Raw genomic sequence first — 13,957 nt, 5'->3', positions numbered from 1 at the left:
AGCGTGAACCGACGGTTCATAAAAAGCAGTCTTTTTTAATTGATTCTTTTTAGTGAATGGAGATGAAAAATGAGAGAATTAAACTCAACAGAAGTTCAGCAGGTGAACGGCGCAACGATTGGCCTGGGTCTGGCTATTATCGGCAAGGTTGTTAACAGCTGGGGAAACGCGTGGAATAATGCCTGGGGCGGTTGCACGCCAAAACCGCCGGTATGTAAACCTGAGCCGCCGGTCTGCAAACCAGAACCGCCTAAATGCGATTAATCGTATTTAGATAACGCCACGTAAAATGCGGCAGGCTTAATGTTTTATTCATTGAGCCTGTCTTATTGCTGGCGGATAACCTGCGCCATCTGTGTAGTTAACTTGCCCCCCACTGCGTCAACAGCGCATGCAGCCTGGCCGGTTCCAGCGGCTTGCGCAGCACCAGATAGCCTTCCTGCTCGGCCTCTTGCAGAACTTGCGAATTGAACTCGCCGCTGACCATGGCGCCACTCACGTCCGGCAGGCGTTCGAACAACGCTTTGAGGATGTCGAAACCGCTCTCGCCGGAGCGCAGGCGTTGATCGCACAGCACGGCGAACGGCGTAAAGCCGTCGTCGACGATGGCGAAGGCTTCCTCGGCGGAGGCCGCGCAGCGCACGGTGATGCCCCAGGTGCTCATCAGGCTTTCCCAGGCGGAGGTCACCAAAGGATCGTCGTCCACCACCAGGCAGGATCCCCGCAGCGGCGCGTAGCGGGTGGGCGTGGCGGTGTTGTCGTACGTCGCCGCGCTCTCCGGCGCTTTGTCTTCGCCGAGGTATTGCGCAAAGCGCATCCAGAAGCGCGAGCCTTTGCCCTCGACGGAGTGCATGCCGTACTTCACCTTCATCAGCTTGGCGCAGCGCGCTACCACTGCCAACCCCAGCCCGTGCCCGGCGCTGTCTATCTTCCACGCCAGCTCGGGGCGGTAGTAAGGGGAGAAGATTTTGCTTTTCTCTTCGTCGGCGATGCCTACGCCGGTATCCCATACTTCCACCAGGCACTCGGCGCCGCGCGGGCGGATGGCGATCAGTACGCCGCCCCGTTGCGTGTAGCGCAGGGCATTTTGGATCAGATTGATCAGCGATTGCCGCACCAGCAGCGGATCGCCCATCACGCAGATGCGCCGCCTGGGCCGCCAGGTGCGCAGCGCCAGCGAGCGGCTGTTGGCCTCTTCGCGGAACAGGGTGATCACTGAGTCGAGCAGTGCGCCGATATCCACATGGGTGGCGGCGGTGCGCACGTTGCCGGATTCGATCTTGCTGAGATCAAGCAGCGAATTGAACATCAGATGCACCGAGCGCACGCTCTGCTGCAGATCCAGCAGCTGCGGCGTCAGGCTGTCGTCCCGGTTTTTGTGGATGATGGCTTCGATCAGAAAACCCATGGCGTGCACCGGTTGGCGCAGATCGTGGCTGGCGGTGGTCAGGAACTGGTTCTTGTCCAACAGCGCCTGTTCCGCCTCTTCTTTGGCCTGGCGGAACTGTTCCGCCAGGCGCGAACTTTGCTCTTCGAGCAGCGCTTGCTGAATAAAGAACGCATGTGAGGTTAACGCGTGGCGATAAATGGCGAAACCGTACAGCAAGTTCAGCATCAGCACGATGAACATCACGTCTTCCAGCCGCCAGATGATGCCGAGGTTCAGCAGCCCCCAGGAGGCGAAGAAAAAACGCGTAAAGGTGCTGATGACGGGCGTCAGATGCGTTGCATTGGCGGCGACGATCGCGGCGATGCTGATATTGAGCAGCAGGAAAAAATCAAAGTTATGGGTCTGCGGGGTAATTAAATAGAGTGAGGAGATCCCCAGCCCGTGAATAAAGGCCACCTTATTAATGCGCGGCAGCCAGCGGCGCAGCACGGTGTCTTCATCATTTTCTTTGGCCTCGCGCAGGTAGCGCCGATGCCATATTCTGATCGCCACGGCGCATAGCAGGTAAACCATGATCCAGGCAATGGTTGGGCCAAGTTCATCCCCCAGCAAATAAATCCAGATGGCGAAAGGGATGCCGACGAAAGGTACGGCGGTAAAGCTGAACACCAATCGCATGAAGGTGTTGTCCAGCAGGCGGATCTGCGCGCGTGGTGAGATGCCATCATTTTGTAAATTCTGGAAAAACCTCATTGCGACGGCTCCCGTTTGCCGTGCAACAGCGTAATGGCTTCCACTCGGCTGTTGACGCCGATCTTTTTCAAAATATTGCTGATGTGTTCTTTGACGGTGGGTTCGGAAATAGACAGCTGCGCGGCGATCCTTTTATTGGGCAGGCCGCGCATCATCATATTTAATACGTCAATTTGTCGTGGGGTTAAATTAAATTTTTTTAAATGCTCGTGGTTGCTTTTAACGGCGAATTCATTCCCGTCAGGAAACCATTCCTGATTATCGTTCAGCGCAAAGACCGCCTTGGCGAATAATTCAGGAGGTTCGTTTTTTAATACAAATCCATGCCCGCCGGCAGTGTGCACTTTCTGCCAGATATCGTTATTCTCGTCGCCGCTAACCACCAAGATCCGCACCTGAGGATAAAGTTGCTTTACTTCTTTGAGTAATTTCAACGCCGTACCGGAAGAGAGCCAAAAATCGATCACCAGTAAACGCGGCGGGCCATTTTCCCTAATATGACGGTAGCAATTCTCTTCTGTGGTCACCACATGCGCCTGTTTGAATCGGCAATGCGTGCTGAGAAAATTAGCGATGCCGCTTGCTACCAATGGATGGTCATCAACGACCAACGCATAATCCTGCCCCAAAGGATTCTCCTTTCGCCTTCAAATATCAGATAGGTCTGATGAGTTATTATCAACCCTCCCTACTTTAGGAGGGTTTTTTCGTTTAGGAAAGGGAAATATATTATTCGAGGATTTGGATAAGAGAAAACATAAAGCCAATCGGTAATTTTAACTGATTGGTTATAAAGGATAATTTATGAAGAAACCACTTATCGTTTTAACCGTTACGATGATGATAGCCGGTTGTTCCACCCTGAAAACCGATCAGGCCATTCCGCTGCTGCAGGCGGAAACCGCTAAAATGCTGGGCCTGGGTTCATCGGACGAAATTACCGTGACCAATGTCAATGGCGCGCAGCCGGATGCGCTGGGCGGCCAAAAACTTTCTTATCGCGCCACCACAGAAAAAGGCCGAATTTTCGATTGTTCATCGCTGATGATGCCGGGAATTTTAGGCTCCTCGCCGTCGCTGAGCGCGCCGACCTGTACACCGGTAGTCACCCATAAATAATTCGCTTTGGAGGCGGTATTGCCGCTTCCTGGTTTTCCATCGTCGGAGCGCCAGCGCCGGGGGGCAATAAGCTTTTGCTTCGACGATCAATAAACCTGCGTGCGCGGAATAACGCCTCATACCTCCTCTAGCGCATTGAGTTTTCTTATAACAATACATTCCGCGACATCACGCTAACGAGTACGGAGATAGCCCGTGAATGACACGACATCGCATTCTTTAGCGGTTAAAACACCGCTTTCCAAACTTTACCTCGCTCTATTTTCCGCGCCGCTGTTGATGCTGGCGCCCGCCGATATCGCTCGCGCAGACGATGCCATTTTTGACGGCGACTCAAAAATTACCGAATCATTGGCCTACACCGGGGACGTTTACGTCGGCCGTAACCAAAGCGGCAACCTGCTGATCGAGAATGGCAAGATCAGCGCCTATAACATCAATATCGGCCGGATGTTCAACGGCCAAATTCATGACAGCGTAGTCACGGTCCGCGGGCCGAACGCCGAGCTGAATGCGGTGAACGATCAGTTCGTGCTGCGCGGCGGCCTCAATCTGGGGCGGGGCACTTTGCGGGTTGAAGACGGTGCGCTGGCCAGCGCGAAAGAGATCGTGGTCGGCACCACCCGTGGCTATGACAGCCACCTTATCGCCACCGGCGCCGGTTCTCGCGTTACCAGCAATTTTCTCAGCGTCGGCACCGATCTGGGGGCACGTTCCACGCTGGCGATTGAAGACGGCGCGGTGCTGAACACTGCCTTTGACGCACGCATCGGCAATGGCAGCGGGCCGGGTGAGACCGATACGCTGAGCCCGAAAGCCACGGTCAAGGGGGACAATTCCCAGTGGAACGTCGGCCGTGCGCTCACGCTCTACGGCGATCTGGACGTGCTGAACGGCGCTGCGGTCAACGTCGGTAATATTCAGGTGGCGGGCGTCTCGGGCGCGCGTAAAACTGCCGAGCTGACGATCGCCGGCAACGGCTCACGGTTTACCAGCGGCAGCAGCGTCAACGTCGGCGATTACGGCAACGGCGTGTTGGCGGTCATGGACGGCGGGACATTCTCCGCCGGCGGCAACGAAGTGGTGCTGGGCAAGACCGGTTCCGGCTCGAACCGCGGCGCGCTGATTATCGGCAGCCGCGGCAATATGGACACCGGCACCGGGTTAACCGAACCGACGCTCGGCGCGGCGGGCGCTGCAGGCACTATCGATGCCCAGACGGCGATCGCCCTGCGAGGCGGATTGTTCCGCAGCTATGTGTACTTTAACCATACCGACGGCAATTACGTTTTCAGCAACAAGATGAGCGGCGAAGGCGAGGTGATCAACAGCGCCGGGCACACGACGCTGAACGGCGATCTCTCTGAGCTGCAGGCGAACGTCACCGCGCGCGGCGGCAAGCTCATCATCGCCAGCGACATCAATACCCAGAAAGAAGACGACATCTTCGAGATCCAAACCCTCGGCGCCGAGAACGGCGGCACGCTGATCCTTAACGCGACGGCGGGCACCGACGTCAATAACGGGCTGGGCTACAGCAGCGCCGCGTCGATCAAGGCCGGCGGCACGCTGGGCGGCAACGGCACGCTGGGCCAGACCGAGATCCAGTCCGGCGGCCATATCTCGCCCGGCGACGGCAATATCGGCACGCTGACGCTGAAACGCTACCTGAACTTTATCGGCGAATCATTCTATGACGTCGATATCGCCGGCGACGGCCGCAGCGATCAACTGCTGGTGGCGGGCAAAACCACCATCAGCGATCGGGCCAAGGTGCAGGTTACGGCGCTGGATCCACAAACCAGCTATAAAACCGGCCAAAGCTACCGCATTCTGACCTCGGACGGCGGCATTGACGGCCAGTTCGCGTCGGCGGTCTCCAAGTCTGCCTTCCTCGATGTGGCGTTAAAACACAGCGCCAACGCCGTGGATCTGACTATCGCGCAGAAAGACACGGGCGGTGAAAACCCAGGCGGCGAGAATCCGGGTGGGGAAAATCCAGGTGGTGAGAATCCGGGCGGAGAAAACCCTGGCGGTGAGAATCCAGGGGGCGAGAATCCGGGCGGAGAAAACCCTGGCGGGGAAAATCCGGGGGGCGAGAATCCAGGCAGCGGCAAGCCGGGCATTTTCCAAACGGTGGCCGAGAGCGGCAACCAGTGGAATACCGCCGGCGCGCTCTCTACGCTGGCGCAGCGCGGTCCTTCACTGGCGCTGTACAACTCGCTGCTGCTGCTGAGCGCGCCGGAAGCGCGCGAGGCGTTCAATCAGCTGTCCGGCGAAGTCTATCCGTCGATGCAGTCTAACCTGATCGCCGGCAGCACCCAGCTGTTCAACGTGCTGAACCAGCGCATGCTGCGCCTGTTCGACAATGACAGCCTGCCGATACCGCCGTTGGCGATGTCGCTGGTGCAACCGGCGCAGGCGCAAAAGAGCGGCGTCTGGGGCCAGACCTTCAGTTCCTGGGGCAGGAACAGCGGCAACGGCAACGTGGGCAAGCTGGATGGCAACACCACCGGCTTCCTGTTGGGGGCGGATCGCAAGCTGGCGGACCATAACGTGCGCATCGGCGGTTACTTCGGTTACAGCCGCGGCGATTATGACGTCGACAGCCGCCGCTCCAAGGCCGATACCGACAACTACCACCTCGGCCTGTATGCGGCCGGGCAACAGGATGCGTTCTCGCTGCGCGGCGCGCTGGGTTACACCTGGCACAAGATTGAAGGCAAGCGCAACGTCGATTTCAGCGGCTTCTCGGATCGGCTGAAGTCGGATTATGACGCGAACTCGCTGCTGGCATTCACCGAAGCGGGTTACCGTTTCGGCCAGCCGGAGATGAACGTCGAACCGTTCATCAACCTGAGCTACATCCGCCTGCATACCGACAGCTTCCAGGAGTCGGGTGGCGCGGCGGCGCTGAGCGTGCGCAATGAAACGATGGACACCTTCTACTCCACGCTCGGGGTGCGCGGCGTGACTGAACTGCCGAAGAACGTCAGCCTTTACGGCTCGCTCGGCTGGCAACATGCCTACGGCGATAAGAACACCTCATCGCGCATGGCGTTTGCCGGCAGCGACGCGTTCGTCACTCAGGGCCAGGCCGTGGATGACAACGTGATGGTGGGCGATATCGGCGTGAGCGTGAAGCTGTCGCGCGCTGCGACGCTGGATGTTGGCTATCAGGGGCAATTCGGCGCCGATACCCGCGTCAATTCGGTCAACGCCAACCTGCGCTGGTCGTTCTGATTTTTCCTCTAGACTTCTCTGGTACTTGCAGGCCCGCTTGATGCGGGCCTTTTTTATGGTGGGCATTAAGTTTCCCGTGAGCCTGCGTAAGGGGGCGCTAAGACATTTCCCGATATGAGCAGGGCGGGATTGTCTGTATGATTAATGCTCTTCTTGGTATGGGCAAGGGACTGATTTTCCAATGCGTGAATTGACAAGGCCGTTAACGATTTTCACCAATAAGAAGCCTTTTAACGACCGTTTTGCGGATGATATGCAATATGGCGATATGGATGAACGTACACTTAAGCAACGGTATCGCTTGGGGCAAGTATCAACGTTTATCGATTGGAGTACTTATAAATCGCCCTATGATCATCCGGCAACGCGAAATATTCCGGCAGCAGGAAAAGAAAAGGCGGTTGCCATGCTTTTTGATGAGCTGAGAGCTGCATCGAGATACTTTTCTTTTACTGGCGTTTATCAAGGCTTGATAGTTAAGCTCTTCAATCACATGCAGGGCAATAACGGAACTGACTTTCAAGATGTTCAAATGGATTTAGCCTATAAAAGGCTGATACTGAGCGATAAATCAGAAAATAGTACGCTAATTCGAATTAAAAGTGTTCTCGACACCTTTGACTTTAACTCATATCGGCTGAATAAAGAGGCATTTGCTCTTCAGTTATCACAGAGCCGTTTGCCAAAGTATGTCCGCTGGGAAGACTGCATAAATGGAATGGGAGTCAGTGTGCATGAGGTCAGCAGTACAGAGATCAGTGTTGATTCTTTGGTTTTTCAAGGTAATAGATATACTGCCGTGATTAGCTATAAAGCTCAGGATCATTTTGGATTGGATAAAGAAGATATTAGCAAGTTAAAGTTTAATTCTATTGGTTTTTTCAGGATTTGGTTTGTACTTCAAAGGTATAAAGAGTTCGCGTTTAGACCCTTTTTCACCAACTTTGGCGCGAAGATAATAGTGACAGGTGAAAACTATGCTTAACAAGAAAAAGGTTGCGTTCTTTTCTTTGGTTGCCGTAGCGGCTTTTTGGTTGGTTTGGGTGCTTGTCAGGCCGGCTAATGTTGTGCGGGTTGATGGTGCTGCTGTTTATGTTCAATACCTTCCGTTGACCACGGAAGGTAAAATATCTTGGTGGAATGATAATAAAGATAAACTTCAGGAAAAATATCATATTATCAAAGACGAGAGTCACTTTACCGTTGCCGTAATGAATTTTGATGGCTATGTTGCCGCTCCGACGGGTAGCAATGATGGAAGTGTTGATGACTATCATTGTTTTGCCGAGGGCGATGCCAAGAACAAATGTATCTATAAGGATATAGCGATGATTATTAATGGTGATGCTAATAAAAGGATTTTTATCAGTCTGGATGGGAAGACTTTTGCTCAAGAGCCTGACGGTAAGACCACGCTGTTAAAAAAATAGTGACCCTTACTCTTACCCCCTGATTTTCCTCGTTTTCAATCAGACTCGTCTAGGTGGTGGTCAGGGTTTCGCCCTCGCCAAGCCCGCGCAACGGCGGGCTGAGCAGGGAAGGACGTTTAACGCCCTTTTTTCTTGCGTCCTGGCTGGGTAAAGCGCTTGCGGCCGGTCGGCGCAGCGGTTTTATCGGCGCTTTTCGGTCCGCCGGCGCTCGGTTTTTTCGCCGGGGCAGATTTGGCCGGGGCTTTCTTCGTCGGTTTAGCCTCGGACGAAGAGCCTTCAATCAGCTTGAACAGCTCAATCAGCTCGTCATCGGTCAGATCGCGCCATTCGCCCAGCGGCAAGCCTTTCAGGCTGACGTTCATGATGCGCGTGCGTTCCAGCTTGGTGACCTCATAGCCGAAGTGTTCGCACATGCGGCGGATTTGGCGGTTTAGCCCCTGCACCAGCGTGATGCGGAACACGAACGGCGCTTCTTTCTTCACCTTGCACTTTTTGGTCACCGTGCCAAGCATCGGCACGCCGGCGCCCATGCCGCGAATAAACTCGTCGGTCACTGGCTTGTTGACCGTCACCAGATACTCTTTCTCGTGATTGTTGCCGGCGCGCAGGATCTTGTTGACCAGGTCACCGTGGTTGGTCAGAAAGATCAGCCCCTGCGAATCCTTGTCCAAGCGGCCGATCGGGAAGATGCGCTTGCTGTGGTTGACGAAGTCGGTGATGTTGTCGCGCTCGCCGTCCTCGGTGGTGGTGACGATGCCGACCGGCTTGTTCAGCGCGATCAGCACCAGATCTTCTTCATTGCGCGGTTCGATCAGCTGACCGTTAACCTTCACCACATCGCCGGCAAATACCTGAGCGCCAACGGTGGCGCGTTTACCGTTGATGAAAACGTTGCCCTGTTCGATGTATCGATCGGCGTCGCGGCGTGAGCAGATACCGCTCTCGCTAATGTATTTGTTCAGACGAATGGATGAGTTAGTCAGCATGGGATCTCCGTAAAACGCGGACTATACATTACCCGGATGGCGCTGCGAAGCGAATCATGCAGGAGGCGGCGGCTATGAACAAAATCCGTCCCTGCATCAAAAAGTGCAGACGATAAGTGGTGTCGACAGGCCTGCGTCTTATTGCGATGCTGTTGTCGTCAATAGACTTGCGATCGTCGTTTTGGCATAGCCGATGAATGCCGCCAACGGCTGCTGATGCTGAGACAGGTCATCTATCGCTTGTCCGAGATAAACTCGCCGCGCGGTGCTAAGTACCGGCTGGTGTTCAGATGGCAAGCGTTCCAGCAGCCATTCGGCGGCCACATCTTTGGGGGCGATCCGACCGGTTGCCGCGCTGAACCAGATGCGCGCCAGCGCAAGCACAATGTTGCATTCGTCGCCATGCCAGTCATCAGGTTCGTTCCATTGACTCAGGGTATCGGTGAGCGCGGCGATGAAGTCACTGCGAGGGACGCTGTCATACAGGAGTTCAAAGGAGGTGCCGAACAGATGTCGATGATGCTGCCGGGCTTTGGTAAGCAGGATCGCCACATCAGGATCCAAGGTGGCGGGGGAGACAATTCCCACCAGCAACTCTTCACGCAGCCATTCGCCAAACTGTAACTCACGTCGTGGCGGATAGCGCCAAGGTTTGATGTCGGTCTGTACCAGCACGGTGACTTCCAGCGGGCGAAAAATACTGTCGGCATCTGGCGGAGCCGACACGGTCAGCAAAGCTTTCATGAGGGCGGCCCGAGTGGTTGACATCAGCGGCTTGCTGATGACGACCAAGATGTCGATATCGCTGTTGGGTTTAAGACCGCCATCGACCGCAGATCCATACAGATGGATACCCAAGAGTGTCTCGCCGAGTTGCTCTGTCAGCACATTGTATGCGGCGTCGATCTGTGCGGCGATTTCGGTTGGAAGTGTTTCTTTTATAGCTAATTGGCGATTGTTAAAAGATGGCTCAAACCGTTCCCCCACCTTCACCACCCGGGTGTTAAGCGGGGTGAGCGTCTGCCCGGCGCTGCCGATCGGCGTCAGGCGCGGCACGGGGCGGCCGCTGTCGCTTTCCACCAGCGTTGAATGCGCCTCTCCTTCGGCGAACAAATGATCTTCCCCCCACTGGCGCAGGCCAACGATCACCGGAAATAGCGCGCGGCCTTTCTCGGTCAGCACATACTCCTGATAGGCACTGCCGTCTGCGGCGGGCACGATCTCCAGCACGCCGTGCGTCACCAGGGCGCGCAGCCGGGTGGCAAGAATGTTCTTCGCCATCCCCAGCCCTTTTTGAAATTCGCTGAAACGGGTGACGCCGTCGAAGGCGTCGCGCACGATCAGCAGTGACCACCAGTCGCCAATCACATCCAGCGTGCGCGCCACCGGGCACGGCGCGTCTTCCAGGCTCTTACGTTTCACGACGATTATCTCCAGCTGCATATTGTGGTTGCATTATAAAACCTCTGCACCTAAAGTTCATTGGGTTTAATAATGAAACCAGATTGAGGTGTGCAATGAGCGACAAACTGTTGGATCCTCCCTGTGCGGTGCTGGGGCGCCTGCCGGCCCCCCTGGTGCTGCTGTTGGCCGCCGCCAGCGCCTTCAGCGTGGCCAACGTTTACTATGCGCAGCCGCTGTTGGACGCCATCGCCCATGATTTTTCCATCAGCCTGGCGGCGGTCGGCATGGTGATCTCCGTGACTCAGTTGGGCTGCGCGCTGGCGTTGCTGTTGGTGGTGCCGTTGGGGGATCGGTTGAACCGGCATCGGTTGCTGGCGGGGCAGCAGCTGGGGCTGATTGGCGCGCTGCTATTGGTGGGCTGGGCGCACAGCGCATCCGGGCTGCTGGTAGGGATGTTGCTGGTAGGCTTATTGGGCACTGCCATGACGCAGGGGCTGATCGCTTTCGCTGCGGCACTGGCGGCGCCGCAGGAGCGCGGGCGGGTAGTCGGTGCGGCGCAGGGCGGAGTGGTGCTGGGGTTGCTGCTGGCGCGCACCCTGTCCGGCGCGCTGGCGGACGTTGGCGGTTGGCGCACGGTGTATTTCTTCTCTGCTGGAGTGACGCTGGTATTGCTGCCGATCCTGTTGCGCCTGCTGCCTGCGCCGCGCACCGCTCCCAGTACGCTGAGTTATCCCGAGCTGCTGCGTTCAATGCTGACCCTGTTGCTGCATGACCGCACGCTGCAAATTCGCGGCATGTTGGCGCTGCTGATGTTTGGCGCTTTCAGCCTCTTTTGGAGTTCGCTGGTGTTGCCGCTGAGCCAGGCGCCGTTCAACTTCACCCATGCCGCGGTCGGGGCGTTCGGCCTGGTCGGCGCGGTGGGCGCACTGGCGGCGGTGCGCGCCGGGCATCTGGCGGATCGCGGGTTGGGGCAGGCGGCCAGCGGCGTGTGTCTGCTGCTGCTGACGCTGGCCTGGCTGCCGCTCGGTTTGCTCGGCAGCGACCTGGTTTGGCTGGTGGCGGGCATCGTGCTGCTGGATCTGGCGGGCCAGGCGATCCACGTGCTGAACCAGAGCATGATCTTCCGCGCGCATCCGCAGTCGCACAGCCGGCTGGTGGGCTGCTACATGCTGTTTTACGCCGTCGGCAGCGGGCTGGGCGCCTTTGCCGGCACCCATGTGTACGCCTGGGCGGGCTGGAGCGGCGTCTGCTGGCTGGGGGCGGGCGTCAGCCTGAGCGCATTGCTGTTTTGGCGGCTGACGCTGCGCGGGATGCCGGATGCGGCGGGTAAGGGCTAGCGGGCCGGTGAGTGCATCAGGTAATAATCTTCTTCGCCGTCGTTGCCAGTGGAGATGATGCGCCAGCCGTGCTTGCGGTAGAACGCCAGCGCTTTTTCATTTTTCACCAGGCATTTCAGCGAACCGGTGGCGGTGAAGGTGGCTTGCGCCGCATGCAGCAGCGCACTGCCGACGCCGCGCGGCGGCTGATGGGGATCGACATACAGGTTATGAATGAAGTTATCTTCGCGGTAGACGGAGACGAATCCCAGCAGCGCGCCGCCGTCTTCCGCCACCCAAATCGCTTCGCCCAGCGTCGCGCCGTCGAAATCTTCCAACTGATAGTTTGAGGTATCGCGCCAGCCGAACGCCGCCTTGCGCGACGCCAGGTACAGCGTGCGCAGGAAGGGGCGATCGGTCTCTTGGTAGGGTCTTATCTGCATGGCATCTCCCGGTGGTTTGTGCTCACTATAGCGCATTGCGCGGCGTATGCCCGCTGGGCCAATTTAATCGCTTGTTTGTCCGCGCCGCCGCTGGCATGATCCCCAGCAGGGATTAACGCAACGTTGATCGCAACCTATTGATTTTCATGACTCGGGGTGCCCTTCCGCGTGAAGGCTGAGAAATACCCGTATTACCTGATCTGGATAATGCCAGCGTAGGGAAGTCACGGCCGCCCAGCCGGCGCCGCCTTCTTGAACGCCGGTTGGGAGGAATATGATCGCTCGACCTGATGCACTACCCGGCGCGCGCGCCGCGGCCTGTCTGACCCAATTCCAACAGCGGCCTCCGCTGATCCACTGCCTGACCAACGAAGTGGTGCAATCGCTGACCGCCAACGTGCTATTGGCGCTCGGCGCCTCCCCGGCGATGGTGGTGGAGCCGCAAGAGGCGGCGCAGTTCAGCGCGCTGGCCGACGGCCTGCTGATCAACGTCGGTACCCTCAATGCGCTGCGCGCCGAATCGATGCGGGCGGCGGTGGCCGCCGCCAATCGGGCCGGCAAGCCCTGGACGCTGGATCCGGTGGCGGTCGGCGCGCTCTCCTACCGCACCGCCTTCGCCAAACAGCTGCTGGACGAGAAACCGGCGGCGATACGCGGCAACGCCTCGGAAATCATGGCGCTCAGCGGGTTGCTGGCCAGCGGCCGCGGCGTGGACAGCGGCGACGATTCGCTGGCGGCCTTGCCCGCCGCGCGTGAGCTGGCGCAGCGCAGCGGCGCGGTGGTGGCGGTCACCGGCGCGGTGGATTACGTCACCGACGGCCAACGCGATTGGGCGATCGAAGGCGGTTCCCCACTGATGACGCGGGTGGTGGGCACCGGCTGCGCGCTGTCGGCGGTCGTGGCGGCGTTTTGCGCCCTGCCGGGCGATCGCCTGGACAACGTGGCGACCGCTTGCCGGGTGATGTCCCACTGCGGCGGTCTCGCGGCCAGACAGGCCGGCGGGCCGGGCAGCTTTACGCCGGCGTTCCTCGATGCGCTGTATCAACTGCGCGGGGAGGATCTGTGATGAAACGCATTAACGCCCTGACCATCGCCGGCACCGATCCCAGCGGCGGCGCCGGCATTCAGGCCGATTTGAAGGCCTTCTCGGCGCTTGGCGCCTATGGCACCTCGGTGATCACAGCGCTGGTGGCGCAAAATACCCGCGGCGTGCAGTCGGTGTATTACATCGATCCGGCGTTCGTCGCCGCGCAGCTGGACTCGGTGTTCAGCGACGTGCGCATCGACAGCGTCAAGATCGGCATGCTGGCCAACGCCGACATCGTGCAGGCGGTGGCCGAACGGCTGCGCCATTACCGGCCGGAATTCGTGGTGCTGGATACCGTGATGCTGGCGAAAAGCGGCGATCCGCTGTTGGCGCCGGAGGCGGTGGCGTCTATCCGGCGCGAGCTGTTGCCGCTGGTGTCGATCATTACGCCGAACCTGCCGGAAGCGGCGGCGCTGCTGGCGTGCGCGCCGGCGGAAGATGAAGCGCAGATGCGCGAGCAGGGGCGGGCGCTGCTGGCGATGGGCTGCCGGGCGGTGCTGATGAAGGGCGGCCACCTGAGCGAAAGCGAGAGCCCGGACTGGCTGTTTACCGCCGAAGGCGAGCAGCGCTTTACGGCGCCGCGCGTCGCCACCCGCCACACCCACGGCACCGGTTGCACGCTCTCGGCCGCGCTGGCGGCGCTGCGCCCGCGCCATGCCGACTGGGCGGCCACGGTGGCCGCCGCCAAGGACTACCTGCAACACGCGCTGCAACAGGCGGACACGCTGGAAGTGGGGCACGGCATCGGGCCGGTGCATCATTTTCACGCCTGGTGGTGAGTCAACT

Annotated in this window: 13 protein-coding genes, 1 pseudogene and 1 riboswitch; of the genes and pseudogenes, 8 read left to right on the top strand and 6 right to left on the bottom strand. The window is 58.3% G+C overall.

Going from position 1 to position 13,957, the window contains the following annotated elements; all coding sequences use genetic code 11:
• Nucleotides 1-69: 69 nt before the first annotated feature.
• Complete coding sequence (locus ACP3TA_RS24430; RefSeq protein ID WP_127897174.1) at nucleotides 70-264, top strand: hypothetical protein; 195 nt, start codon at nucleotides 70-72, stop codon at nucleotides 262-264.
• Between the two features lie 97 nt (nucleotides 265-361).
• On the opposite strand, the gene ACP3TA_RS24425 is transcribed toward ACP3TA_RS24430, so the two are convergent.
• Nucleotides 362-2,143, bottom strand: a complete 1,782-nt coding sequence (locus ACP3TA_RS24425; protein WP_197788874.1) for a hybrid sensor histidine kinase/response regulator — start codon at nucleotides 2,141-2,143, stop codon at nucleotides 362-364.
• Nucleotides 2,140-2,772, bottom strand: coding sequence for a response regulator transcription factor (locus ACP3TA_RS24420; protein ID WP_033644079.1), 633 nt, complete (start codon nucleotides 2,770-2,772; stop codon nucleotides 2,140-2,142). The genes ACP3TA_RS24425 and ACP3TA_RS24420 overlap by 4 nt, the downstream gene beginning before the upstream one ends.
• A gap of 175 nt (nucleotides 2,773-2,947) precedes the next feature.
• On the opposite strand from ACP3TA_RS24420, the gene ACP3TA_RS24415 reads away from it, so the two are divergent.
• The 4 genes from ACP3TA_RS24415 (at nucleotide 2,948) to ACP3TA_RS24400 (ending at nucleotide 7,935) form a co-directional block, all read left to right on the top strand.
• The gene (locus ACP3TA_RS24415) at nucleotides 2,948-3,262 is read left to right on the top strand and encodes a hypothetical protein (RefSeq protein ID WP_206196261.1); all 315 of its coding nucleotides are present in this window, start codon (nucleotides 2,948-2,950) and stop codon (nucleotides 3,260-3,262) included.
• 195 nt (nucleotides 3,263-3,457) lie between these two features.
• Nucleotides 3,458-6,505: an autotransporter outer membrane beta-barrel domain-containing protein gene (locus tag ACP3TA_RS24410; protein ID WP_426784468.1), complete on the top strand. Its 3,048-nt coding sequence runs from the start codon at nucleotides 3,458-3,460 to the stop codon at nucleotides 6,503-6,505.
• A 181-nt stretch (nucleotides 6,506-6,686) separates the two neighbouring features.
• A complete protein-coding gene (locus ACP3TA_RS24405; RefSeq protein WP_206196262.1) occupies nucleotides 6,687-7,490 on the top strand; it encodes a YPO3983 family protein in 804 nt (267 codons plus the stop codon).
• Nucleotides 7,483-7,935: a DUF943 family protein gene (locus ACP3TA_RS24400; RefSeq protein ID WP_033644077.1), complete on the top strand. Its 453-nt coding sequence runs from the start codon at nucleotides 7,483-7,485 to the stop codon at nucleotides 7,933-7,935. Before ACP3TA_RS24405 ends, ACP3TA_RS24400 begins: the two co-directional genes overlap by 8 nt.
• Before the next feature lie 116 nt (nucleotides 7,936-8,051).
• On the opposite strand, the gene rluF is transcribed toward ACP3TA_RS24400, so the two are convergent.
• The 3 genes and pseudogenes from rluF to ACP3TA_RS24385 all read right to left on the bottom strand — a co-directional run.
• Nucleotides 8,052-8,921, bottom strand: a complete 870-nt coding sequence (rluF, locus tag ACP3TA_RS24395; protein WP_103682044.1) for a 23S rRNA pseudouridine(2604) synthase RluF — start codon at nucleotides 8,919-8,921, stop codon at nucleotides 8,052-8,054.
• 138 nt (nucleotides 8,922-9,059) lie between these two features.
• A complete protein-coding gene (locus ACP3TA_RS24390) occupies nucleotides 9,060-9,863 on the bottom strand; it encodes an aminoglycoside adenylyltransferase family protein (protein WP_350425085.1) in 804 nt (267 codons plus the stop codon).
• Nucleotides 9,864-9,905: 42 nt separating this feature from the next.
• Nucleotides 9,906-10,343: pseudogene (locus ACP3TA_RS24385) on the bottom strand (winged helix-turn-helix transcriptional regulator); the annotation flags it as partial.
• 95 nt (nucleotides 10,344-10,438) lie between these two features.
• Between ACP3TA_RS24385 and ACP3TA_RS24380 the strand changes: the two are divergent.
• Nucleotides 10,439-11,662, top strand: a complete 1,224-nt coding sequence (locus ACP3TA_RS24380; protein WP_096242489.1) for an MFS transporter — start codon at nucleotides 10,439-10,441, stop codon at nucleotides 11,660-11,662.
• Here ACP3TA_RS24380 and ACP3TA_RS24375 read toward each other — a convergent pair.
• A complete protein-coding gene (locus tag ACP3TA_RS24375) occupies nucleotides 11,659-12,084 on the bottom strand; it encodes a GNAT family N-acetyltransferase (protein ID WP_033644074.1) in 426 nt (141 codons plus the stop codon). The genes ACP3TA_RS24380 and ACP3TA_RS24375 overlap by 4 nt on opposite strands.
• Before the next feature lie 142 nt (nucleotides 12,085-12,226).
• Nucleotides 12,227-12,323: riboswitch (TPP riboswitch) on the top strand.
• 35 nt (nucleotides 12,324-12,358) lie between these two features.
• Between ACP3TA_RS24375 and thiM the strand changes: the two genes are divergently transcribed.
• Both thiM and thiD read left to right on the top strand, forming a co-directional pair.
• Nucleotides 12,359-13,150, top strand: a complete 792-nt coding sequence (thiM, locus tag ACP3TA_RS24370) for a hydroxyethylthiazole kinase (RefSeq protein WP_033644073.1) — start codon at nucleotides 12,359-12,361, stop codon at nucleotides 13,148-13,150.
• Nucleotides 13,150-13,950, top strand: coding sequence for a bifunctional hydroxymethylpyrimidine kinase/phosphomethylpyrimidine kinase (gene thiD, locus ACP3TA_RS24365; RefSeq protein ID WP_025303881.1), 801 nt, complete (start codon nucleotides 13,150-13,152; stop codon nucleotides 13,948-13,950). The genes thiM and thiD overlap by 1 nt, the downstream gene beginning before the upstream one ends.
• Nucleotides 13,951-13,957: the final 7 nt, after the last annotated feature.

The organism is Serratia sp. 2C06 (genome assembly GCF_050037615.1).
Lineage (GTDB): Bacteria > Pseudomonadota > Gammaproteobacteria > Enterobacterales > Enterobacteriaceae > Serratia > Serratia ureilytica.
This window is presented reverse-complemented; position numbering and strand designations above follow the sequence as displayed.